The organism is Halosolutus sp. YCN4 (genome assembly GCF_059736495.1).
The window spans coordinates 1,150,094-1,170,647 of the sequence record NZ_JCASSM010000001.1 but is presented as its reverse complement, the minus strand read 5'-3'; the positions used below and the strand labels follow the sequence as shown (position 1 = coordinate 1,170,647).

Here is a 20,554-nt window from a genome sequence, read left to right as displayed (position 1 = left end):
GCGCCGCCCATCCCGTTCGTCGTTCCGCCGGCGATTCCGATCGACGCTCTCGCAGGACCGTCCCGTCCGTCGTGTGGACGGATAGGCCACAACTATTATATTTAGGGTCGCGCATTCCCGATCTGATGACGACATCTCGACGCACGTTTCTCGCTTCGGGGGGCGCTCTCGGCCTCGCAGCGACTGCCGGGTGCCTCGACTTCGTGCAGGGGAACGAACCGCTCGAATTTCACGCGGACCGGGCCGCACCGACCGCGTCGGCGATCGAGGACACCGAGTACGAGGAACGAGCGGTCGAGAAAGAGACCATCGAGGAGAGCGTCGAGGCGGGCGTCGAACGGGAAGTCCACGCGACAGTCTGGCTCTCGTCGTACACGAAGGCGATGGCATACCAGGACGTAGAGCGAGAGGCGAGCCTGTTCGCGGCGATCTCGATCCCGGCTATGGAGGTCGCCGGCCGATCGATCAACCCGATCGACGACATGACGAACGAGGAACTCCTCGACGAGTTTCTCGACCAGACGGACGGCGAACACGGGCAGGTCGAGGAGATCGAACACGAGGAGACGTACACGCTGGAGGTACTCGACGGGACGCGCGACGTCGACGTCTTCCGCGGCGAGACCGAGTTCCACGGTGAGCGCGTCGAGGTCGAACTCAGGATGGCGACGTTCGATCACGAGGGCGACATCCTGCTGGTGCTGGGTAGCTACCCCACGCTGTTCGACGACGAGGGATCGACGATCGACAACCTGATGAAATCGGTCGAACACCCGGCCGAGGACTGACGGAGACCGGCTTCGACTCGTTCGATCGTCGGCGTACCCCTGTAGAATAATCTGCCCGGCGGTACTCGCCGCTCTCACGCCGGGAGCACCGCACTCGACACCGACCGACCCGATCGACAGTTACCCCTCGCTCCGGACGACGCGCGTCGCTCCCGATCGGGGATCGATGTGGACTCGCCACGCCCCGGACTCGCTCGTCGCGGGCACGATCCATGTCGATCGCGTGCGGTGGGGCAGCGACGTGACGACTGACTCGCAGCCTGCGTCGGTCAACGTGTCGTACGCGAGTACGGCGGCTTCTTCGCTGGTCGTGATTCCGGTCGTGTCGTCGTGGTCGGTGTGCGGATCGATCATGGTCCTCCACGTGTACGGTTGTCGTTCACACTCAAGAAACGCCGATTCAGTTCCCAGCGGGTTGGGACGTGGGTGGACCGGTACAGGGACCTTTATATCCGCGGTGGTTCGGTACGGGCCCGGTCGTCCTGCCGCTCCGCGCCGATCGTGCCCGCCGCGGGCGCGAGGCATCCGTCACCCGTGTTTGAACGTCACGCCGCTCCCGGTCTCGGGATACTCCCAGACGACGTTGTCGTACGGGCAGGCGAACCGACAGCTCGAGCACTCGAGGCAGTTCTCGTAGGCGATGTGGGGGACGCCGTCGTCGCCCTCGCGCCAGACGTTCGCGGGGCAGACCTTCACGCAGTCGTTCGTCTCGCAGTCGGCGCAGATGTCCGGCACCTTCACGTCGAGATGGGAGTCGCCGGGATCGTCGTACTTGACGGTGTAGAGGCGATCCTCCATCGAGTCGTTGGTCACGTCGGGCGTCTTGGGTTGGACACTCATCTCAGGTCACCATCTTTCGATATCTGAAGGCCAGTTTCGCGGCCCCGGACCAGCCGCCGAGCGCGTCGAGCACGGTCCGTTTCGCGTTCTCGGCGTGGACCTCCTTCGGGTCGCGATCGATCCGGAAGTACTCCGTGCCGGCGTCGGCGAACGCGCGCGGCAGGTCCTCGAACAGCAGGTCGCGGTCCTCTTCGACCGCGTTCATCATCCAGGCGTAGTGCTCCAGATTCGTCACGACGAACGACTCTTCGAGCGCGTCGGGATAGGCCCGCAGGGCGTCGGCGTCCGTGCGATCCCGATCGGCCGCGCGAGCGATCGCGTTGCCGGCGTGGTAGCCGCTCTCGACGGCCATGTTCGTCCCCTCGAGGTGGACGCCGTTGTTGAGCACCAGGCCGGCGGCGTCGCCGACGATCGCCGCGCCGTCGTGGACGAGGTCTGGGATGCGCTCCGCGCCGCCCTCGGGGATGGTCTTGGCGCTGTACTCGACGGTCCGGGCGTTTCGCACCAGCGGCGCGACGGCGGGGTGGCTCTTGAACGCGTTCAGCGTCTCCTCGGGCGACTGGTCGGCAACGACGGCGTCCTCGATGCGGTAGGCGACGCCGACGCTGACCGTGTCCTCGTTGGTGTAGACGAAGCCGCCGCCGAAGGCGTCGCCGACCGCTCCCTCGCCGAAGTAGTGGTAGGCGGCCCCCGCGTCGTCGACCAGACGGAACCGGTCCTCGATGACTCCGTCGCGTTCGGGGAACTCGAGCACCTCCTTGGCCGCGACGGCGACGTTCTCCCGGCGCTCGGTTTCCTTGAGATTCGCCCCCTCGCTGACCAGCGAGTTACCGCCCTCCGCGAGGACGACGTAGGGTGCCCTGATCGTTCCGTCGGGCCGATCGGTCTCGACGCCCACGACGCGTCCCCGTTCCCGGACGAGGCCGGTGACGGTCGTTTCGGTCACCAGCGTCGCTCCCGCGTCGACGGCCTGTTCGGCGAACCACTCGTCGAACTCGCCGCGCAAGACGGTGTAGGAGTCGTTGTGGGGTTCCCGGTGCCACTCGCCGGGGCGAAGGGAGACGGCGGTCTCGTCCTCGTCGCTCAACATGCTGAACCGCCGTTCCGCGACGTACCGCTCCAGCGGGGCGTCCTCGAAGTCGGTCAGTTCGCGGATCGTCGGGGTGTACAGGACGCCGCCGAAGACGTTCTTCGCGCCCGGCGACGAACCGCGCTCGATCACGAGTACCTCGAGGCCGCGATCGGCCATCGTTAGGGCCGCGGCGCTGCCCGCGAGACCGGCCCCGACGACGATCGCGTCGAAGGCGTCGTCGTAGTTCGGTTCGTCCGGCGTGTCGGTTTCGAGTGCAGGACTCATTGTACCACCTCCCCGATCGACTCGGATTCGAGTCGCTCGACCAGCGCGGGACAGACCTCGAAGAGATCGCCCACGATGCCGTAGTCGGCGTGGTCGAAGATCGGTGCGTTCGGATCGTCGTTGATCGCGACGACGGTGTCGCTCTTGTTCATCCCCTCGACGTGCTGGATCGCGCCGCTGATCCCGACTGCGACGTACAGGTCGGGCCGAACGGTCTTGCCCGTCTGGCCGACCTGTCGCGCGCCGTCGATCCAGCCCTCGTCGACCGCGGCGCGACTCGCCGCGAGTTCGGCGTCTATGGCCTCGGCCAGTTCCCGCGCCGGGTCGAGGTCGCCCTCGACGCCGTGGCCGACCGCCACGATCCGATCGGCCTCCGTGATGTCGGCGGTTTCGCCGACCTCCCGTTCGAGGACCTCGCTGATAGCGTCGTCCTCGTCGACGACGACCTCGACCGCGACGATCTCGCCGGCGTCGCTGTCGACCCGATCGGGATCCGGTTCGGCCCCCTCGAAGACCCCCGGCCGAATCGTCGCCATCTGCGGCCGGTGCTCTTCGCAGAGGATCGTCGCCAGGATGTCGCCGCCGAACGCCGGTCGACGGGCCTGCAGGACCCCCTCGTCGTCGACGTCGATCTCGGTGACGTCGGCGGTGAGGCCGGCGTGAGCGGGGACGGCGACCCGACCCGCGAAGTCCCGACCCGTGTGCGTGCCGCCGATCAGGACGATCGAGGGCTTGCGGGCTTCGACCATCGCGCGGAACTGTTCGCCGTACGGATCGGCGCGATACGGCTCGAAGACCGGATCGTCGGCGACCAGGACCCGATCGGCGCCACGGGCCAGCGCCGCTTCGGCCACGTCGTCGAGGTCTTCGCCGATCGTCAGCGCGACCAGGTCGTCGCCGGTCGTCTCGGCGAGCGCCTTCGCCTCCGCGAGCAGTTCCCAGGAGACGGGCATCACGTCGCCGCCGTGTTCCTCGACGAACACCCAGACGTCCTCGTACTCGTCCGGATCGATCGCGGGACCGTCGTCGGTCATGCCCTCACCTCCGTGATGGCCGCGGCGAGGTCGTCGACGTCGTCGACCACCTCGGTCTTCCGCTCGACCGGATCGACCGTCTCCATCCGACCGACGGACGTCGGGGAGACGTCGAGACCGACCTCGTCTTTGATCCCGAGGTCCTCGGCGTCCCAGACGGTCGGCTCGAAGTCGTTCTCGCCGTAGATCTTGCGATGCAGCGGGGCCGGTCGGGGATCGAACTCGCCGAACGCGACGGCGACGACGACCGGCAACTCGGCGGCGACGAGTTCGTACCCGCCCTCGACGTCGCGCCTGGCGACGAGCCTGTCGTCCTCGGGCCGGGGATCGACCGCCTCCGCGTAGGTCAACTGCGCCCAGCCGTTGTGCGCCGCGATCCCCGGCGGGACCTGTCCGGTCGAGGAGTCCGTGGTCTCCTCGCCGGCGACGACCACGTCGGCCCCGAGTTCCTCGGCCGCCCGCGCCAGCGTGAGGCTCGTCGGCCACGTGTCGCTGCCCGCGAACGCCCGATCGGAGATCAGGACCGCGTCGTCACACCCCATCGCGACGGCCTCCTCGAGGATGCTCGTCGCGTTCGGCGGTCCCATCGTCATCGCGATCACCTCGCCGCCGGCCACGTCCCGGATCCGCAGGGCCGCCTCGAGCGCGTGCCGATCGGGCCCGTTCATGACCGCGGGCGCGCTCGCCCTGTCGAGCCGGCCCGTGTCGGGATCGATGCCGACCTCGTCCGCGTCGGGTACCTGTTTGATCCCGACGACGATCGTCCATGTCATTGTATCACCACGTGCGAACGTAGGTCCCCGAATCGTGAGGTCTACTACGGCAGTTCCAGTCGTGTGGGAACCCCCTTCACGGGTGCGTGTACTTATATGGCGAGTTGCCCACGAGCGACGGCTCGGCGGTTGACCGCCCCGACGCGGTCCGCGACCGATACGGCGAGTCGACGGAACGGCGCGCCGTCCGCCCCGCTCGCACTCACCGGGTCGTGGTCACCGAACCTGGGCGGTTCCGCCGGTCTGGCGAGCGTGCTCCGATCGCACGGGACGAGTCCGAGCGTCGGGACCCCTGATCCGGACCGACAGCCCTCCCACTCGTGTCCATCCGTCCGGACGCGGCGTCCGCTCGATCGATCGGCGACGGTCTCCAGTACGCCCAGCAGAGACGTCTCGAGGGTCTCGAACGCCTCGATCGTCGTTCGAACGGCCGCCCGCTCCGCGTCGGCCGACGCGACGGCGATCGTCCCGTCGATCGCCATTGCTTCGACGACGACCTGCGGAATCCGCCCGGTCCCCGCCGGGAGCGCCACCAGCAGGTAATCCAGCGGCCCCCACTCGAGTGCCTCCAGGACGGGCGGGAAGATGAGTTCGAAGACGGTCGCCCCGGCCGGCGGGTCGTCGCCGGCCGGGATCGCCGGGCCGAGGCGGACGACCGGAACCTCCCGGACGATCGAGGGGACGATCGGATCGGCCGAGAGGTCCGGCGGATCGGCCGTCTCGACCCACGTCTCGCCGTCCCCGTCGAGTCGGCAGTCCAGCACGCCGACGCGAGCGCCGAGCGACGCGAGGCCCATCGTCAGGTTCGCGGTCACGAGCCCCGTTCCGGCGTCGGGGTCGGTCGTGCCGATCGCGATCGCGTTCCTGACGCTCGGGAGGGAGTCTCGCTGGCCGTCGCTATCGGCGTACAGTCGTGGCTCGAGTCCGACGCCGCGACAGAGCGCACGGATCTCGTCGCACATCGTCCACTCCGCCGGCGACAGCGGCGCGTTGAACGCGAGGGAGACGACTGCGACGTCCTCCTCAACCTGGACATCCGTCACGAGTCCAAGCGAAACGATGTCGACGCCCAGTTCCGGATCGTCGACCGCGCGGAGCCGATCCCATAGCTGATCTTCCGGTATCATGGTCTCACCCGGGACCGCTATCCCATACGGGAGCGATGGAGACGCTGGCCCCAAAACCGCGGGTCCAGTTCCCGGACACTGATCCTGTAGATAAACACGTACAGGTCATCCCCACTCGGCAAGAACCGGCCGCCGCTTATACGGCCCCGGCGAGACCAGCACTTCGTATGCCCGCCACGTCCGTCCAGTCATCGACTGGGGGTCCGGAAACGCCGATGCTCCGGGCGAGGCTCGAGGTCGACCCTGGCCCGAACGTCAACTGCCCGGTCGTTTCGGCGGCCCCGAACGCGGCGGCGGTCACCCGGAGCGTCTCCGGTGGTGGCCGCTGTCACAGCGAGATCACGGTGATCGACGACGGATCCTGTGAGCGATCCTACGTGTCCTCAGCCACGACGGGCGACTGCGTCTGCGGCGCGATCAGCCAGTTCGACTGCGTGTTCGACGTCGAAGCGGTGACCGACGGCTCACTCGTGATTTCGCTGGTCGTCGAGAACCGGCCGTTGCTCAGCCGGATCATCTCCGCGCTCGAGGAGACCGGTGCGACCGTTCGACTCCAGCGACTCGCACACGGAGCGGACGACGGGGACGCCACCCTCGAAATCGACGCGACGGACGTCACGGCCAAACAGCGCGAAGCCGTCGAACTCGCGGTCGAACTCGGCTACTACGATCGGCCGCGAACGGCGACGCTCTCCGAACTGGCCGATCGCCTCGGCGTCTCGAAGTCGGCCGTCTCCCAGCGACTCAACGCCGTGGAACTCACGCTGATACGGTCGTTCGTGACGGACTGACCGACGCAGTCGACCCCGCTGTCGGGCTCACTGATCCGCCATCGCGGGCCGACTCTCCCTCACGATCGATTCGATGAGCGTGGCTTCCGCACCCCGGAGCCGCTGGGAGACGGCCGACTTCGATATCGAGAGCTCGTCCGCGAGCGCTTCGAGTTCGACGGTCCGCGGCCGATCGTAATACCCTCGCTCGAACGCCAGGACGAGCGCCTCCCACTGCTTCGGCGTGATTTCGTCGGTATCGATCTCGACGCTCGACTGTCCCGGCGACTCGATCGACATCGACTCTAACCGGACCGCCGGACCGACGTCGTCGATGCAGGTCAGGACCTGCTGGATCGGCTCGATTTCCGTGGCGAGTATCGAGAGGCGCAGTCGGTCGACGTCGTCCCGGTCAGTCATGGCGATCGCACCTCCTCGTGGCCGACGGTCGTGGGTCGATCCGGTTCCCCGTCTCGTGGACCCCGCCGGACGGAAGCGTGCGCTTCTCGCGGCGCGCACCGATCGCCCGTGGGATCGATCGACCGAGGGCCGCACGAGAGCGCTCCGGACGGTGCGCCGTCGGAGTGATGGCCACGTAATCGTTCATACGAACACTTCGTCCGCGTTCGTCGTGGCCCTCCGGCTGAATAATACAGTCGTTTATATCACTCGGGGAGGTCGCAGGGCGAGTCGACTGACATCGACGATCGTTCTCGTTCTCGGCGATCGCCCTCGAATCGAACCGACCCCGGTTCGACCCCGCGTACGCGTCACGCTCGATCGACCGGGGGACGCTCGTTGCGGCGATCGATCCGCGCCGTATGAACGCCTGCAATATGTAGCGATGGATCGTTTTCGCTCCCGGTCGCAGCTTCACGTGCGAGGTGATGATCATGTCTACGAACACGCTACGGATGGACACCCGGCTGTTCGGGCGGGAGGTATCGTACGGGCTCGACGGCCCCTGGGCCAGCTACTGGCTGGTCTTCCTGCGGCTGATCACGGGGTGGTGGTTCCTGTCGTCCGGGCTCGGAAAAATCGTCGAACACGGCCTTCTCTACGACGCCGAGGGGTGGCTCCTGTTCGGAACCGAGGGAACGATCGTCCACCCGATCACCGCGTGGTTCGCGACGAACGCGGTGATCGTTCCGAACCTCCTGGTCCCGTGGGGCGAACTCGCGATCGGGCTCGGGCTCATCCTGGGCTGTCTGACCCGACTGGCCGCCGCCAACGGCGCGCTCCTGATGGGCTTTTTCTACTTCGGGAACGCTGACTGGGGCCACGGGTTCGTCAACGGCGACCTGATGGGGCTGCTGTTGTTCCTGACGATCATCGTCTTCGCCGCCGGCCGCGTCTGGGGGATCGACGCCTATCTCGAACGAACTGACGCCGTGACGAATCGCCCATGGCTACGCTACCTGCTGGGCTAACACGAGGTGACCACGAATGACAGACACCACCACGACGGCCGATCGCATCGCCATGCTGCTCGGGGGCGGCCTGGTCCTGCTCGGGACCATCGTTCTCGGGTTCGTGAACGTCATCGCGAACGCACCGCACGTGCCCGTCGAGGAGGAAGGCGCGATCGTCGCGACGCCCGTCGTCTCGCCGAATCTCCGGGCGGCCCTCATCGCGCTCGGGCTGCTGATCTGGCTGGGCTACGCGGGATACAAACTGACGCGCCCTCCCGCCGTCAACGTCACCGACACGCAGGGAACTCCCGTGGCCGACTGACCGCGGGACGTCGGTCATCCGGATCGCCCGCCCCAGGTCTCGCGCACAGTAGCGCCGCTCGACGGGGACGCAGGCAGAACGGACACGATCTCACAAGCGAGGCGTCGGCAAAAATCGTGGACGGACGCTTTCAGTAGAACTCGCGGACGAGGTCCATCGCGTCGTCGGGCGCGCCGTCCGGAATCTCGGACATGTTCTCGGTGACGCCGTGCTGTTCGTGGTACGGGACCGAACTCTCGTCCTTGTACATCACGCCCTGGAACTCCTTCTCGCCGTCGAGGATGACTTCCTTCGCGGCCTCGTAGTCGGTCGGGTCGTGGCCCTCCTCCTCGAGGTCGACGAGGGTGTCGCGGAAGTAGTCGTAGGTGTCGACGTCGTTGAACGTGACGCAGGGGCTGAAGACGTTGACGAAGCCGAAGCCGTCGTGCTCGATCGCTTCCTGAACGATCTCCTGGTGGCGGAGGGCGTCGGAGGCGAACGACTGGGCGATGAAGCTGGCTCCGGAGGCGAGCGCGAGCGCGAGCGGGTTGACCGGGGGCTGTTTCGGCCCCTCGGGGGTCGTCGAGGTCTCGAAGTCCGATCGCGAGGTCGGCGAGGCCTGGCCCTTGGTCAGCCCGTAGATGCGGTTGTCCATGACGACGTAGGTCATGTCGACGTTCCGGCGGACGGCGTGGACGAAGTGGCCGGCGCCGATCGAGTAGCCGTCGCCGTCCCCGCCGGCGACCATGACCTCGATGTCGGGTCGGGCCATCTTGACGCCGGTGCCGACCGGGAGCGCACGGCCGTGGACCCCGTGGAGGGCGTAGCTGTGCATGTAGGTCCCGATCTTGCCGGAACAGCCGATCCCGGCCACCACGAAGGTGTTGTCGGGATCGTTGCCGGTGTTCGCGAGTGCTTTCATCATGCCGTTCATCGTCCCGAAGTCGCCGCAGCCGGGACACCACGTTGGCTGTTTGTCGGACTTGAAGTCGGTGAATCTGACGTCGGAGCTCATTATGCGGGCACCTCCTCGGTGAGTTTCTGGGTAATCTCTTCGGCGAGTTCGTCCGCCTTGAAGCGAACGCCCGTGTACTTGTTGATGCGCTTCACGCGGGTAAGCACGTCGTGTTCGATCACGTCGGCGAACTGGCCGGTCGCGTTACACTCGACGACGATCGTCTCGTCGGCGGCCTCGATCTCGTCGCTCAGGTCGGGACGCGGGAAGATGTAGGGGACCGAGAGCACGCGGACGTCGATGCCGTCCTCCTCGAGGTACTCGAGCGCCTCGACGAGCGCGCCCTCGTTCGAGCCCCACGAGATGACGAGGTTGTCGGCGTCGGGGTCGCCGAACTCGCGGTAGTCCCAGTCTTCCTGTTCCTTGGCCGTCTCGACCTTCCGACTGCGCTTGTCGACCTGCTGGACGCGCTCGTCCTCGTCTTCGGTCCGGCGACCGAGTTCGTCGTGTTCGAGCCCCGTGCTCATGTGAGCGCCGTCGGTCGCGCCGGGGATGGCACGCGGGCTGACGCCGTCGTCGGTGACGGCGTGGGCACGGAACCGGCCCTGGGCGTCGAGCCACTCGTCGACCTCGTCCTCGTCGACGAGTTTGCCGCGATCGATCTCGACCTCGTCCATGTCGAACGCCTCGGGCGGGAACGTCTGCTCGGTGACCGACATCGCGAGGTCGGAGACGAGGAACACTGGCGTCTGGTACTTCTCGGCGAGGTTGAACGCCTCGATCGTCTTCCAGAAGCACTCGGTGATCGACGTCGGCGCGACGACGAACCGCGGCACCTCGCCGTGGCCGCCGTACAGGGCCATGTTGAGGTCGCCCTGCTCCTGTTTCGTCGGCATCCCGGTCGAGGGACCGGAGCGCTGGACGTCGGTGATGACCAGCGGCGTCTCGCTGGTCGCGACAAGGCCGAAGGTCTCGGTCATGAGGTCGATCCCGGCCCCGGACGTCGCGGTCATCGATCGGGCACCGCCGCGGGCGGCCCCGAGCGCCATGTTGATCGCCGACAGTTCGTCCTCGGCCTGGACGACGTGGCCGCCGTAGTCCTCGATCCGGCCCGTCAGGTACTCCATGATCGACGTCGCGGGCGTGATCGGGTAGCCCGCGTAGAACCGACAGCCGGCGGCGATCGCACCCATGCCGATCGCTTCGTTGCCGTTCAGCAGGATGTAGTCCTCGTCGGTCGTCTCGAGACTGTATCCGAGGTGGTCCAGGTCGTAGTTCTCCTGGACGTGCTCCTGGCCGAGGCGCGCCGCTTCCTTGTTGTTCTCGACGATCTTCGATCCCTTGCCGCCGAAGCGCTTCTCGAGGGACTCGTCGAGGTATTCGACGTCGAAGCCGGTGATCTCACACGCGGCGCCGAGCGCGACGATGTTGCGCATGATCGCCCCGCCGGCCTCCTCGGCGAGCGACTTCAGGGGGACGTCGACGGCCGTCATCTCGTCGGGAATCTCGGCCTCCCACGAGCGTTCGCCGTCGTAGATGATGGCGCTTCCCTCGTGGAGTTCGTCCAGGTTCTCGTCGATCGTTCGCTGTGTCAGCGCGACGAGAATGTCCAGTCGATCGACGACGCTCTGGACGTCGTCGACCGCGGTCCGGATCTTGTACGCCGTGTACCCCCCACGGATTCGCGACGCGAAGTCTTTCGACGTGAATACGTGCCGTCCGGCTCTGGAAAGTGCCTGGGCAAAGATTTTTCCGGTGGAGTCGATTCCATCCCCGGCTTCGCCTCCGATCGCCCAGTTGAGATCCTCAGCCATGTTAGGGCGAAACTTGCCCGCCACCTATGAAAAGGCTTCTGAAACCCCAGCCTCACGACCGCATTAGCGGCGGATATGTTCACTCGCCGCCGAAAAACTCCGCTCGGATCGAACGGAATCCCTTTTGACGCTCCTGGCGAACTGGTTCGACATGAAGGGGACGCCAGTTTCCGTCGAATCGGTCCGCGAGGTCGGCCCGGATACCGTCGCACTCGAACTCGAGACGCCCGCCGAGTTCGACGCCGTGCCCGGGCAGTTCGTGTTGCTCCGTGCGGTCCCCGGGAGCCACGACCAGCAGGACGTCGACGAGGACGACGTCGTCATGCGCCACTACACGCTCTCGTCGCCGTCTGTCGGGGACACGTTCGAGATCACCGTCGGGATCGATCCGGAGGGCGATCTTTCACCGTGGCTCGCCGATCTGGACGGCGGCGAAACCGTGCACATCGAGGGCCCGTTCGGGACGATCACCTACGAGCGCGACTGCGACGTCGTCGCGATCGCGGGCGGCCCGGGCGTGGGTCCCGCGGTCGCGATCGCCGAAGCGGCCCACGAGTCGGGCCACGACGCGGCCGTCATCTATCAGGACGACGAACCCGCCCACGTCGATCGACTCGAGGCGATCGAAGCGGAGGGCGTCGACGTCCGATTCGTCGACGAGGACGCCGCCGACGAACTCGCGGACGCGATCGCAACGTATCACGAGGAGGGCCAGGTCTACGCCTTCGGCTTCGAGGACTTCGTCAAGGCCGTCGCGGACGCGATCGACGATGCGGGCGGCGATTCGGACGACGCGCTGATCGAGAACTTCGGCTAGGCTCCGAAACCGCCCTCGTCGCGATACAGCCTGAGAGCGGCGGCCGTCAGGCACTGGCTTGTGGCGCGGTCACTGTCCTGTCGCACGGTCACTGTCCTGTCGCAAGACGTGTCACTGTTCCGTCGCAAGCACAGTCTCTACGCCCCCTCGCGTGGTGGGTCCAGTCATGACTGACGTCGTCGACGACGACCTCGAAATCCAGCGCGATCTGGGCGAAGCGACGATCGTCTACGAGGAACCGGACGAGGGGACCGTCCGGAAGACGGTCCCGAACGAACACATCGCCTACTTCCAGGACCACTGGATCATCAAGACCGACGAGGACGAGGAAGGTCACGACATCGTCCGACGGATCCCCTCGCGGCGAGTCCACTACGTCGAACGATCCGTCGAACAGTTCGAAGAGGAAGTCGAGACGCTGATCGATCGGGTCCAGTCGTTCGCCAGCGAACTCGGGACGAAGATTCCGGTCGGTGGCGGAAGTGACGAGCGCGAACCCGTCGAACCGCACCGGATCGACGTCGAACGGGAGGGCGACGACGAGGGCTGAGCCGTCGACTCGAGTCGGAGACTCGGCAGTCAGTGTTCGACGAATTCGATCAGGATCCCGCCCGTGTCCTTGGGATGCAGGAACGCGACCTCGTGGCCCCACGCGCCGGGGCGGGGTTCCTCGTCGATCAGTCGCACGCCGTGCTTGCGCGCGGTCTCGAGCGCGCCCGCGACGTCGTCCGTCGCGAGCGCCAGGTGGTGAATCCCCGGGCCGTTGGTCTCGAGATAGCTCGAGATGGTGCCGTCCTCGATCGGTTCGAGCAGTTCGAGGTAGCCGTCGTCGCAGTCGAGGAAGACGACGCGCATGCCGTCGAACTCCTCCTCGTAGGCGACCTCGAGGCCGAAGAGGTCGGCGTACAGTCCGGCGAGTGCCTGTGCGTCGTCGGTCGCGATACCGGCGTGATCGAAGCGCATCGTGTCGTACTCGACGCGGGGCGCGTGTTACTGTTGTGATTTTTCGTGCGATACACGGATCCGGCGTCGAAGGCGCGCTCAGCGCAGGCCGATCGCGGCGGCCAGCCGATCCCAGACGCCGCCCATCTCCGCGACGGTCCGCATCTCCTCGTCGGTCAGTTCGAAGTCGAAGACGTCGGCGTTCGCCGCGATGTGCTCGCGGCTCGCGGCTTTCGGAATCGGCGCGACGAACGGCTGCTGGACGAGCCACCGCAACGCGACCTGCGCGGCGGACTTGCCGTACGACTCGCCGATCGTCGCGAGCCGATCGTCGCCCGGCACCGCGCCCTGGGCGAGCGGGCTGTAGGCCGTCAGGCAGATCTCGTGGTCGACGCAGTACTCGAGCAGGTCGTCCTGGTGGTGGTAGGGGTGGTACTTCACCTGGTTCGTGACGATCGGCGTCTCCGAGAGCCGTCGGGCCTCCTCGAGTTGGTCCACGGAAAAGTTGCTCACTCCGATGTGGTCGACGACGCCCTCGTCCTGGAGTTCGTTCATCGCCTGAAGCGTCTCTCCCAGGGGCACGTGCGATCGCGGCGCGTGAATCAGGAGGAGATCGATCGTCTCGAATCCGAGCCGATCGCGGCTCGCCCGCGTCGACCGGTGGACGTCCTCGAACGCGAGGTTGCCGGTGTCCACCTTCGTCGTGACGAAGACGTCGTCCCAATCGATGTCGCTCGCCGCGACCGCGCGACCAACGGCTTCCTCGTTGTCGTACATCTGGGCGGTGTCGACGTGGCGATAGCCGACCTCGAGCGCGATTTCGACGGCTCGCTGGCACTCCTCGCCGGTCATCCGTGCGGTCCCGAAGCCGAGCGCCGGAACCGTCGCGCCTCCCGCGTCGATCGTGGCTGTCGAGACGTCGCGATCGGACTCCATACCGACCATTCGTGGAAGGCGATATTCAACACCGGGCCCGCATTCTGAGGCCGGATCCGAATCCGGTCCCGACGGTCCGGTCGCCGGCTGCCCTGCTCGCGCCGACAGGGGACTCACCACCGCGACGCCGCTACGATCGAGTCACACCGTCCGATCGAACTGGCGGGATTCGGCCCCTCTGACCGTCATTCTTGCGGGTTCCCGATTCCCGCGGCGCATCTCTCAGACAATGGCAACCGACGACTACGAACTCCACGATCGAATCGATCGACTGGCCGACGTCACGGCGGACCGCGACGTCCTCGTCAGCAGGGCCGTCACGCCCGAGGCGTCGATCGGCGAGGCGCGCCGGCCGGTCGAAACCGACTACGCCGAGGCGACCCACCTTGACGAACGATCCGTCCCCAGACCGCTCGTCGACGCCCTCGAGACCGTCCGGAGCGAACTCGACGAGTACGACGAACTCCCCGAGAACGGGCTCGCGATCTACGCCGGCGTCCACGACGACGACCTCGTCACGGCCGTCTTCGACGATCCCCCGGAACCGATCGCCACCGAAACTTACGAACACGCCAACGAGTTCGACTTCGACCCGCTGGCCGAGGTGACGGAGCCGTCCTCGACGCACGGCCTGCTCGTCGTCGAGCGCGGCGGCGCGGCGCTCGGTCGACTGGACGACGAGGGCGTCGAGGTGATCGACACTTTCGACAGCGACGTCCCCGGCAAATCGAGCGCGGGCGGCCAGTCGGCCGAGCGGTTCGAACGCGATCGCGAACGGCAGAAACGCGACTTCTTCGACACCGTCGCCGAGCGCGCCGCGCAGTCGTTCCTCGGCGACGATCCCGTCGACAGCGTCCTGCTCGGCGGGACCACCGGCACGATCCAGACGTTCCGCGACGAAGCCGATCTCGATCATCGTCTTGCAGACCGACTCGTCGACGCCGAATTCGCGATCGAGTACGCGACCGAACAGGGGCTGCGAGAACTCGCCGAAAAGGGCCGAGAACGCCTCGACGATCGGGAACGCGACGAACCGCGCGAGCACCTCGATCGGTTCTTCGCGGGGATTCGCGACGCCGAGGAACCGATCGCCTACGGCCGCGAGGCGGTCGAGGACGCGCTCGAGTACGACGCCGTCGAGACGCTCCTGCTCTCGACCACGCTGGACGGGCAGTTGCTTCGCGAACTCGGCGACCGCGCCGACGAACAGGGCGGCGAAACGGTGGTCGTTCCGGACGACTTCGCCGACGGCGACCGGTTCACAGACGCGTTCGACGGGATCGGGGCACTGTTGCGGTTCCCGATCGAGTGAGGACGATCGGTTCCCCCTCCCGATTTGGGCCAAGTGTTTTCCAACCGAACGACGGCTAGTGAGTATGAGAAGCGAATCCGACGTCACGTACGTCGACAAAGTCTGTGCGTACATCACCCGTGGCCGGGGCGAGTTGCTCGTGTTCGACGGCCCCGGACACGACGATCTGCAGGTTCCGAAGGGGACGATCGAGACCGGCGAGGTCCCGCGGGCGGCACTGGAACGTGAGGTCGAGGAGGAGAGCGGACTCAGCACGCTTCGATCGATTCGCCACGTGATGAGCGACGTCTGGACGCGCCGGCACCGGCCGCCGAAGAGATACAACCGGCACTTCTTTCACGCGAGGGTGGACGACGACCGGGACGGCTGGACCCATCTCGTCACCGGCGACGGCGAGGAACGAGGATCGACCTTCGAGTACTCGTGGATCGATCTGCGGTCGAGCCACGAGTTCGCGCTGGCGCTCGACGACTATCTCCATCTCGTCGAACGATCGACGTCACCCGCGTGAGCGATTCGTGATCGATCGGCCGAGAGCGTCCCCGACGGGACCGGACGGCCTACACTGCGCTGCCGGGCTGGTACTCCCCGAACTCGTCGCGCAGGACGTTACAGATCTCGCCGACGGTGGCGTAGACCTTCACCGCGTCGATGATGTACGGCATCAGGTTCTCCTCGCCCCGTGCGGCCTCGCGCAGGGCCTCGAGTGACGCGTCGACGGCCTCGTCGTCCCGGCTCTCGCGGGTCGACTCGAGGCTGTCGATCTGGCGCTGTTGGTCCTCCTCGGTCACTTCTTCGACGTCCATCTCGGGATCCTCGTCGACCTCGAACTCGTTGACGCCGACGATGATGCGTTCTTTCGCCTCGATCTCTCGCTGGCGATCGAAGGCGGTGTCCTGGATCTGGCGCTGGACCCACTGCTGTTCGACGGCGTCGAGCATCCCGCCGCGCTCCTCGACCTCGTCGAGAATGTCGTAGGCCTCGGCCTCGACCTCGTCGGTGAGCGACTCGACGTAGTAACTGCCGGCGAGGGGATCGATCGTGTCGGCCGCGCCGGACTCGTGAGCCAGAATCTGCTGGGTGCGGAGCGCGGTTCGGACTGACTCCTCGGTCGGGAGGGCGAGGGCCTCGTCCTTGCCGTTGGTGTGGAGGCTCTGGGTGCCGCCAAGCACCGCCGCCAGCGCCTGGTAGGCGACGCGGACGACGTTGTTCTCGATCTGCTGGGCGGTGAGCATCGAGCCCGCGGTCTGGGTGTGGAACTTGAGTTGCTTCGACTTCGGGTTCTGGGCGTCGAAGCGCTCCTCCATGATGTCGTGCCACATCCGCCGGGCCGCGCGGAACTTGGCGACCTCCTCGAAGATGTTGTTGTGGCCGTTGAAGAAGAAGGAGAGCTGCGGCGCGAACTCGTCGACGTCGAGGCCGGCGTCGATCGCCGCCTGGACGTACTCGATGCCGTTGCCGAGCGTGAACGCGAGTTCCTGGGCGGCCGTCGACCCGGCCTCGCGGATGTGGTAGCCGGAGATCGAGATCGTGTTGAACTTCGGCGTCTCCTCGGCGCAGAACTCGAAGATATCCGTGATGATCCGCATCGACGGCCCGGGCGGGTAGATGTAGGTGTTGCGAGCGATGTACTCCTTCAGGAGGTCGTTCTGGATCGTGCCGCGAAGTTCCTCGCGATCGACGCCCTGCTGGTCGCCCACCGCGATGTACATCGCCAGCAGAACGGAGGCGGGTGCGTTGATCGTCATCGAGGTCGAGACCTCGTCCAGCGGGATGCCGTCGAAGACGATCTCCATGTCGGAGAGCGAGTCGATCGCCACGCCGGCCTTTCCGATCTCGCCGGCGGCCATCTCGTCGTCCGAGTCGTACCCCATCTGGGTCGGCAGGTCGAACGCCATCGAGAGCCCGGTCTGGCCTTGGTCGAGCAGGTAGTGGTAGCGCTCGTTGGTGTCCTCGGGGGTCGAGAACCCGGCGTACTGTCGCATCGTCCAGAGCCGTCCGCGGTAGCCGGTCGAGTAGACCCCGCGCGTGTACGGCGGTTCGCCCGGATTACCCAGGTCCAGCCGGTAGTCGATGTCGGCGATATCGGCCGGCGTGTAGAGCCGATCGACCTCCTGTCCCCCCGTGTCCGTGGTGAACGTCTCCTTGCGCTCGCCGAACCGATCGAGCACCGGCTTGACCTCCTCCTCGTGCCATTCCTCCTTGCTGGCACGGATCTCCTCGAGTTCGTCGGAATCGAACATTATGAATAACGTGGTTCGGGTGGGGCTTCAAGCTTCATGAACTCGTGTGGGTCGGTCCCACCGTTGTCCGTCGTCGATCGGCGACCGTCGTCTGCGGCCGAACTCCGCTCACACCGGACACTCACCGCGATCGATACTGGCGTTTTTGTCCCGACCCGTCGATGGTCGCCCATGGAGTCGTCCGTGCCGCGGCCCGGCGACGGCGAGCGAGGGGGAAGCCGCCGTCGGGCCGCCGCCTCCGTCGCCCCGTTCCTGGCGCTCGGACTGGCGAACGTCCTGGTGCTCCTGTGGTGGGGGCTCGATCCCCTCTGGGCGTTCATGATCCTGCCCCCGATCCTGGCTATCACGGCGATCGGCTGGGTCGCCGTTCGGCACGGCTTCCACGAGGGACCACCCGGGCCGAACACCTGATACCGGGGTCCGATCGTCGTCCGTGCCGGGGCCGTCTCGTCAGTTATCGACCCGTATCGTACTTGTACGTCGCGCTCTCCGGATCGATCCCGAAGTCTTCGGCGGTCTCCTCGTCCGATCCCTCCTCGCGTTGCTCGGGGGCGCGTTTGAACGCCTCCCGCAGTCGATCGGGCATCCGGAACCGATCGATCTCGATCGCGAGCGGGACCGCCTCGGGATCCGTCCGATCGCGTTTTGCCGACAGGCGATCCCGGAGCGGGGCGGGCAACTGCGACTCCTCGATCCGCCGGAAACCGAACTGCGCGAGGTAGGCGCTCTCGCCGGTCAGCGCGTAGACCCGCTCGAACCCCTCGTCACCCGCGTACTCGAGGAGACGTTCGACGACGTGGGCGCCGACGCCCTGGTTTCGCCAGCCTTCGAGGACGCCGATGCTGGTCAGTTCACAGACCGCGTCTTGACGGTCCTCTCGATCGCGCTCCGCCGACGAGTCGTCGAGTTTGTGGATGCGGATGCGGCCGAACCCGGCCTTCTCGCCGGAGGTTTCGTCGACGGCGATGACGTAGTCTCGCGAGCGGAACGCCGTGTCGTCGAGCCCCATCGACTCGATGTGATCGAGAAGCCACACTTCTTCTCTGTTTTTCGCGTCCCGCACGTACATGATTCGATGTAGGGGACGTGTGGCCAAAAGCATTTGTGGGGTCCACCGATCGAGCTATTTCGATCGGGCGGAAAGTCCCCGGGACAGGAATCGTCGCCGATTGCGACTCTGTGGTAGAAAAGTTTACATGTGTATGGCCAGAGTGGCCGTTATGCCCAGATCGGTCAACGATCCGCTCGAGGCGCTGGCGAATCTCCCGACGATCGCACACCCGACCGTCTCGCCGGCCGGCGAGGAAGTCGCCTGCTACTACGACGTCACCGGGCGCAACGAACTGCACGTGATAGACGTCGAGACCGGCGAGCGGACGCAGTGGTCCGACGGCGAGGTGCCGCGAAACGCCCGCTGGTTCGTCCAGTGGGACCACGACGGGGACCGCGTGTTCTTCCACCGCGACGAGGCCGGCGACGAACAGAACGACATCTACGCGCTCTCCCGCGACGGTGCGGCCGAACCGATCGTCGAGATGGACGGCCAGAACGTCGTGTACGACGTCGCTCCCGACGGCGAGTCGCTCCTGTTCGGTTCGACCCGCGACGGCCAAATGAACGTCTACCGTCACGCCTTCGGCGGCGACACGACGAAACTCACCGACTACGATCGGGCCGTCTGGGGGGCGATCGGGGCACCGACTGGCGATCGGATCGCCTACGCCACCAACGAGACCGACGACTTCGACAACCGCGACGTCTACGTCGCGAACGCGGACGGTTCCGACCCCCGGAACCTCGAGATCGGTGCGGTCGGGGCCGAGGCAGTCCCCGTCGACTGGGGTTCCGAGGGCTCGCGATTGCTGGTCGCGGACAACACCGAGGACCTCGGGCGAGTCGGCGTGTACGACACCGCAGCCGAGGATTCCGGGGCGATTACCTGGTACGGCGGGGACGAGTACGAGGAACGGCCGGTTTCGTTTCTCTCGGGCGGCGAGGAGATTCTCGCGGTCCGAACCCGCGGCCCCCTCGCAGTGCCGATCGTCTACGACGTGGCGACCGGCGAGGAACGCGAACTGGACCTCCCCGAAGGGGTCACGTCGTTTCCGCCGATGGGGCCGTCCGAGTACGCCGTCGCCGGCGATCGGCTGCTCCTGCAGCACACGACGCCGACGCGGCGACCGGAACTGCTCCTCTACGACCTCGAGACGGACGAGTACGAGACGCTGCTCGAAGCGGAGTACGGCCCGTTCGAACCCGCGGACTTCGCCGACGCGGAGTACGTCCGGTTCCGGTCCGACGGCGTCCCGGAGACGCCGGCCAGGGCCGTCGACCACGACCCGGCGGACGAACTCGAGATCGGCGCGCTCCTGTACGACTCGGGCGAGCGACCCTCGCCGCTCGTCGTGAATCCCCACGGCGGCCCCCGCGCTCGCGACGACAAGTCGTTCGACCTCTACACGCAGGTCCTCGTCTCGCAGGGCTTCTCGGTCCTGCAGGTCAACTACCGCGGTTCGACGGGGCGCGGCCGCGAGTTCGTCGAACGACTGATCGACGACTGGGGCGGTGCGGAACAGGGCGACGTGGCGACCGCCGTCGAACACGTCCTCGAGACCCGCGACTGGCTCGACGACGATCGCGTGGTCGTCTTCGGCGGGTCCTACGGCGGCTACTCGGCGTACTGGCAACTCGTGCAGTACCCGGACCTCTACGACGCGGGCATCGCCTGGATCGGCGTCACCGACCTCGAGGACATGTACGAGAACACGATGCCGCACTTCCGCACCGAACTCATGGAAAAGTACCTCGGGACGCCCGACGAGAACCCCGATCTCTACGCGGACCGATCGCCGATCACGCACGTCGAGAACCTCTCGGCCCCGCTACTGATCGTTCACGGCGTCACCGATCGCCGCGTCCCGGTCTCGCAGGCCCGACTCTTTCGCGACGCGCTCGAGGACGCGGGCTACGAGGCGGGCGTGAACGGCGACTTCGAGTACCAGGAACTCGGCGAGGAAGGCCACGCCTCCACCGACCAGGACCAGAAGCTCCGCATGTTCCGGCAACTCGAGGACTTCCTCGATCGACGCGTGCCGGCCCGTCCTGAGGGCGAGTAAGCGCGAGCGCGGTCGGG

At 66.6% G+C, this 20,554-nt stretch carries 23 protein-coding genes; 10 read left to right on the top strand and 13 right to left on the bottom strand.

Going from position 1 to position 20,554, the window contains the following annotated elements:
• The first annotated feature begins 125 nt into the window (after positions 1-125).
• Positions 126-788 (top strand): DUF6517 family protein, encoded by a 663-nt coding sequence (locus AC6I6X_RS05790; RefSeq protein WP_497929546.1) that lies wholly within the window; start codon positions 126-128, stop codon positions 786-788.
• 120 nt (positions 789-908) lie between these two features.
• On the opposite strand, the gene AC6I6X_RS05785 is transcribed toward AC6I6X_RS05790, so the two are convergent.
• The 6 genes from AC6I6X_RS05785 to AC6I6X_RS05760 all read right to left on the bottom strand — a co-directional run bounded on the left by AC6I6X_RS05785 (position 909) and on the right by AC6I6X_RS05760 (position 5,919).
• Positions 909-1,142: a hypothetical protein gene (locus AC6I6X_RS05785; RefSeq protein ID WP_497929545.1), complete on the bottom strand. Its 234-nt coding sequence runs from the start codon at positions 1,140-1,142 to the stop codon at positions 909-911.
• 174 nt (positions 1,143-1,316) lie between these two features.
• Positions 1,317-1,628, bottom strand: a complete 312-nt coding sequence (locus AC6I6X_RS05780; RefSeq protein WP_497929544.1) for a ferredoxin family protein — start codon at positions 1,626-1,628, stop codon at positions 1,317-1,319.
• Between the two features lies 1 nt (position 1,629).
• On the bottom strand, positions 1,630-2,985 hold the full coding sequence (locus tag AC6I6X_RS05775) for an FAD-dependent oxidoreductase (RefSeq protein WP_497929543.1): 1,356 nt from the start codon (positions 2,983-2,985) through the stop codon (positions 1,630-1,632).
• Positions 2,982-4,019, bottom strand: a complete 1,038-nt coding sequence (locus tag AC6I6X_RS05770; RefSeq protein ID WP_497929542.1) for an electron transfer flavoprotein subunit alpha/FixB family protein — start codon at positions 4,017-4,019, stop codon at positions 2,982-2,984. The genes AC6I6X_RS05775 and AC6I6X_RS05770 overlap by 4 nt, the downstream gene beginning before the upstream one ends.
• Positions 4,016-4,792 (bottom strand): electron transfer flavoprotein subunit beta/FixA family protein, encoded by a 777-nt coding sequence (locus AC6I6X_RS05765; RefSeq protein WP_497929541.1) that lies wholly within the window; start codon positions 4,790-4,792, stop codon positions 4,016-4,018. Before AC6I6X_RS05765 ends, AC6I6X_RS05770 begins: the two co-directional genes overlap by 4 nt.
• A gap of 92 nt (positions 4,793-4,884) precedes the next feature.
• Complete coding sequence (locus AC6I6X_RS05760) at positions 4,885-5,919, bottom strand: P-loop NTPase (protein ID WP_497929540.1); 1,035 nt, start codon at positions 5,917-5,919, stop codon at positions 4,885-4,887.
• A gap of 167 nt (positions 5,920-6,086) precedes the next feature.
• Here AC6I6X_RS05760 and AC6I6X_RS05755 point away from each other — a divergent pair, with 167 nt between their 5' ends.
• Positions 6,087-6,710 (top strand): helix-turn-helix domain-containing protein, encoded by a 624-nt coding sequence (locus AC6I6X_RS05755; protein ID WP_497929539.1) that lies wholly within the window; start codon positions 6,087-6,089, stop codon positions 6,708-6,710.
• A 27-nt stretch (positions 6,711-6,737) separates the two neighbouring features.
• On the opposite strand, the gene AC6I6X_RS05750 is transcribed toward AC6I6X_RS05755, so the two are convergent.
• On the bottom strand, positions 6,738-7,109 hold the full coding sequence (locus tag AC6I6X_RS05750) for a helix-turn-helix domain-containing protein (protein WP_497929538.1): 372 nt from the start codon (positions 7,107-7,109) through the stop codon (positions 6,738-6,740).
• 473 nt (positions 7,110-7,582) lie between these two features.
• On the opposite strand from AC6I6X_RS05750, the gene AC6I6X_RS05745 reads away from it, so the two are divergent.
• Positions 7,583-8,119 carry a DoxX family protein gene (locus AC6I6X_RS05745; protein ID WP_497929537.1) on the top strand — a complete coding sequence of 179 codons (537 nt, stop codon included), beginning with the start codon at positions 7,583-7,585 and terminating at the stop codon, positions 8,117-8,119.
• Between the two features lie 16 nt (positions 8,120-8,135).
• Positions 8,136-8,423: a hypothetical protein gene (locus AC6I6X_RS05740; protein WP_497929535.1), complete on the top strand. Its 288-nt coding sequence runs from the start codon at positions 8,136-8,138 to the stop codon at positions 8,421-8,423.
• Between the two features lie 130 nt (positions 8,424-8,553).
• On the opposite strand, the gene AC6I6X_RS05735 is transcribed toward AC6I6X_RS05740, so the two are convergent.
• Positions 8,554-9,417, bottom strand: coding sequence for a 2-oxoacid:ferredoxin oxidoreductase subunit beta (locus AC6I6X_RS05735; protein ID WP_497929534.1), 864 nt, complete (start codon positions 9,415-9,417; stop codon positions 8,554-8,556).
• Entirely contained in the window at positions 9,417-11,171 is a 1,755-nt protein-coding gene (locus AC6I6X_RS05730; RefSeq protein WP_497929533.1) for a 2-oxoacid:acceptor oxidoreductase subunit alpha, read from the bottom strand. The genes AC6I6X_RS05735 and AC6I6X_RS05730 overlap by 1 nt, the downstream gene beginning before the upstream one ends.
• 151 nt (positions 11,172-11,322) lie before the next feature.
• Between AC6I6X_RS05730 and AC6I6X_RS05725 the strand changes: the two genes are divergently transcribed.
• Both AC6I6X_RS05725 and AC6I6X_RS05720 read left to right on the top strand, forming a co-directional pair.
• Positions 11,323-11,988, top strand: a complete 666-nt coding sequence (locus AC6I6X_RS05725; RefSeq protein ID WP_497929532.1) for an FAD-dependent oxidoreductase — start codon at positions 11,323-11,325, stop codon at positions 11,986-11,988.
• Positions 11,989-12,154: 166 nt separating this feature from the next.
• Complete coding sequence (locus AC6I6X_RS05720; RefSeq protein WP_497929531.1) at positions 12,155-12,538, top strand: hypothetical protein; 384 nt, start codon at positions 12,155-12,157, stop codon at positions 12,536-12,538.
• Positions 12,539-12,567: 29 nt separating this feature from the next.
• Here AC6I6X_RS05720 and mce read toward each other — a convergent pair whose 3' ends face one another.
• Positions 12,568-12,951: a methylmalonyl-CoA epimerase gene (gene mce, locus AC6I6X_RS05715; RefSeq protein WP_497929530.1), complete on the bottom strand. Its 384-nt coding sequence runs from the start codon at positions 12,949-12,951 to the stop codon at positions 12,568-12,570.
• A gap of 78 nt (positions 12,952-13,029) precedes the next feature.
• Positions 13,030-13,866, bottom strand: a complete 837-nt coding sequence (locus AC6I6X_RS05710; protein WP_497929529.1) for an aldo/keto reductase — start codon at positions 13,864-13,866, stop codon at positions 13,030-13,032.
• A gap of 229 nt (positions 13,867-14,095) precedes the next feature.
• Here AC6I6X_RS05710 and AC6I6X_RS05705 point away from each other — a divergent pair, with 229 nt between their 5' ends.
• Both AC6I6X_RS05705 and AC6I6X_RS05700 read left to right on the top strand, forming a co-directional pair.
• Positions 14,096-15,178, top strand: a complete 1,083-nt coding sequence (locus tag AC6I6X_RS05705) for a Vms1/Ankzf1 family peptidyl-tRNA hydrolase (RefSeq protein WP_497929528.1) — start codon at positions 14,096-14,098, stop codon at positions 15,176-15,178.
• A gap of 64 nt (positions 15,179-15,242) precedes the next feature.
• Complete coding sequence (locus AC6I6X_RS05700; protein WP_497929527.1) at positions 15,243-15,689, top strand: NUDIX hydrolase; 447 nt, start codon at positions 15,243-15,245, stop codon at positions 15,687-15,689.
• A gap of 49 nt (positions 15,690-15,738) precedes the next feature.
• Here AC6I6X_RS05700 and AC6I6X_RS05695 read toward each other — a convergent pair whose 3' ends face one another.
• A complete protein-coding gene (locus AC6I6X_RS05695; RefSeq protein WP_497929526.1) occupies positions 15,739-17,421 on the bottom strand; it encodes an acyl-CoA mutase large subunit family protein in 1,683 nt (560 codons plus the stop codon).
• A gap of 171 nt (positions 17,422-17,592) precedes the next feature.
• Here AC6I6X_RS05695 and AC6I6X_RS05690 point away from each other — a divergent pair, with 171 nt between their 5' ends.
• Entirely contained in the window at positions 17,593-17,832 is a 240-nt protein-coding gene (locus tag AC6I6X_RS05690) for a DUF8142 family protein (protein ID WP_497929525.1), read from the top strand.
• A 43-nt stretch (positions 17,833-17,875) separates the two neighbouring features.
• Here AC6I6X_RS05690 and AC6I6X_RS05685 read toward each other — a convergent pair whose 3' ends face one another.
• Positions 17,876-18,490: a GNAT family N-acetyltransferase gene (locus AC6I6X_RS05685; protein ID WP_497929524.1), complete on the bottom strand. Its 615-nt coding sequence runs from the start codon at positions 18,488-18,490 to the stop codon at positions 17,876-17,878.
• 151 nt (positions 18,491-18,641) lie between these two features.
• Here AC6I6X_RS05685 and AC6I6X_RS05680 point away from each other — a divergent pair, with 151 nt between their 5' ends.
• Positions 18,642-20,537 carry a S9 family peptidase gene (locus AC6I6X_RS05680; protein WP_497929523.1) on the top strand — a complete coding sequence of 632 codons (1,896 nt, stop codon included), beginning with the start codon at positions 18,642-18,644 and terminating at the stop codon, positions 20,535-20,537.
• Positions 20,538-20,554 lie beyond the last annotated feature (17 nt).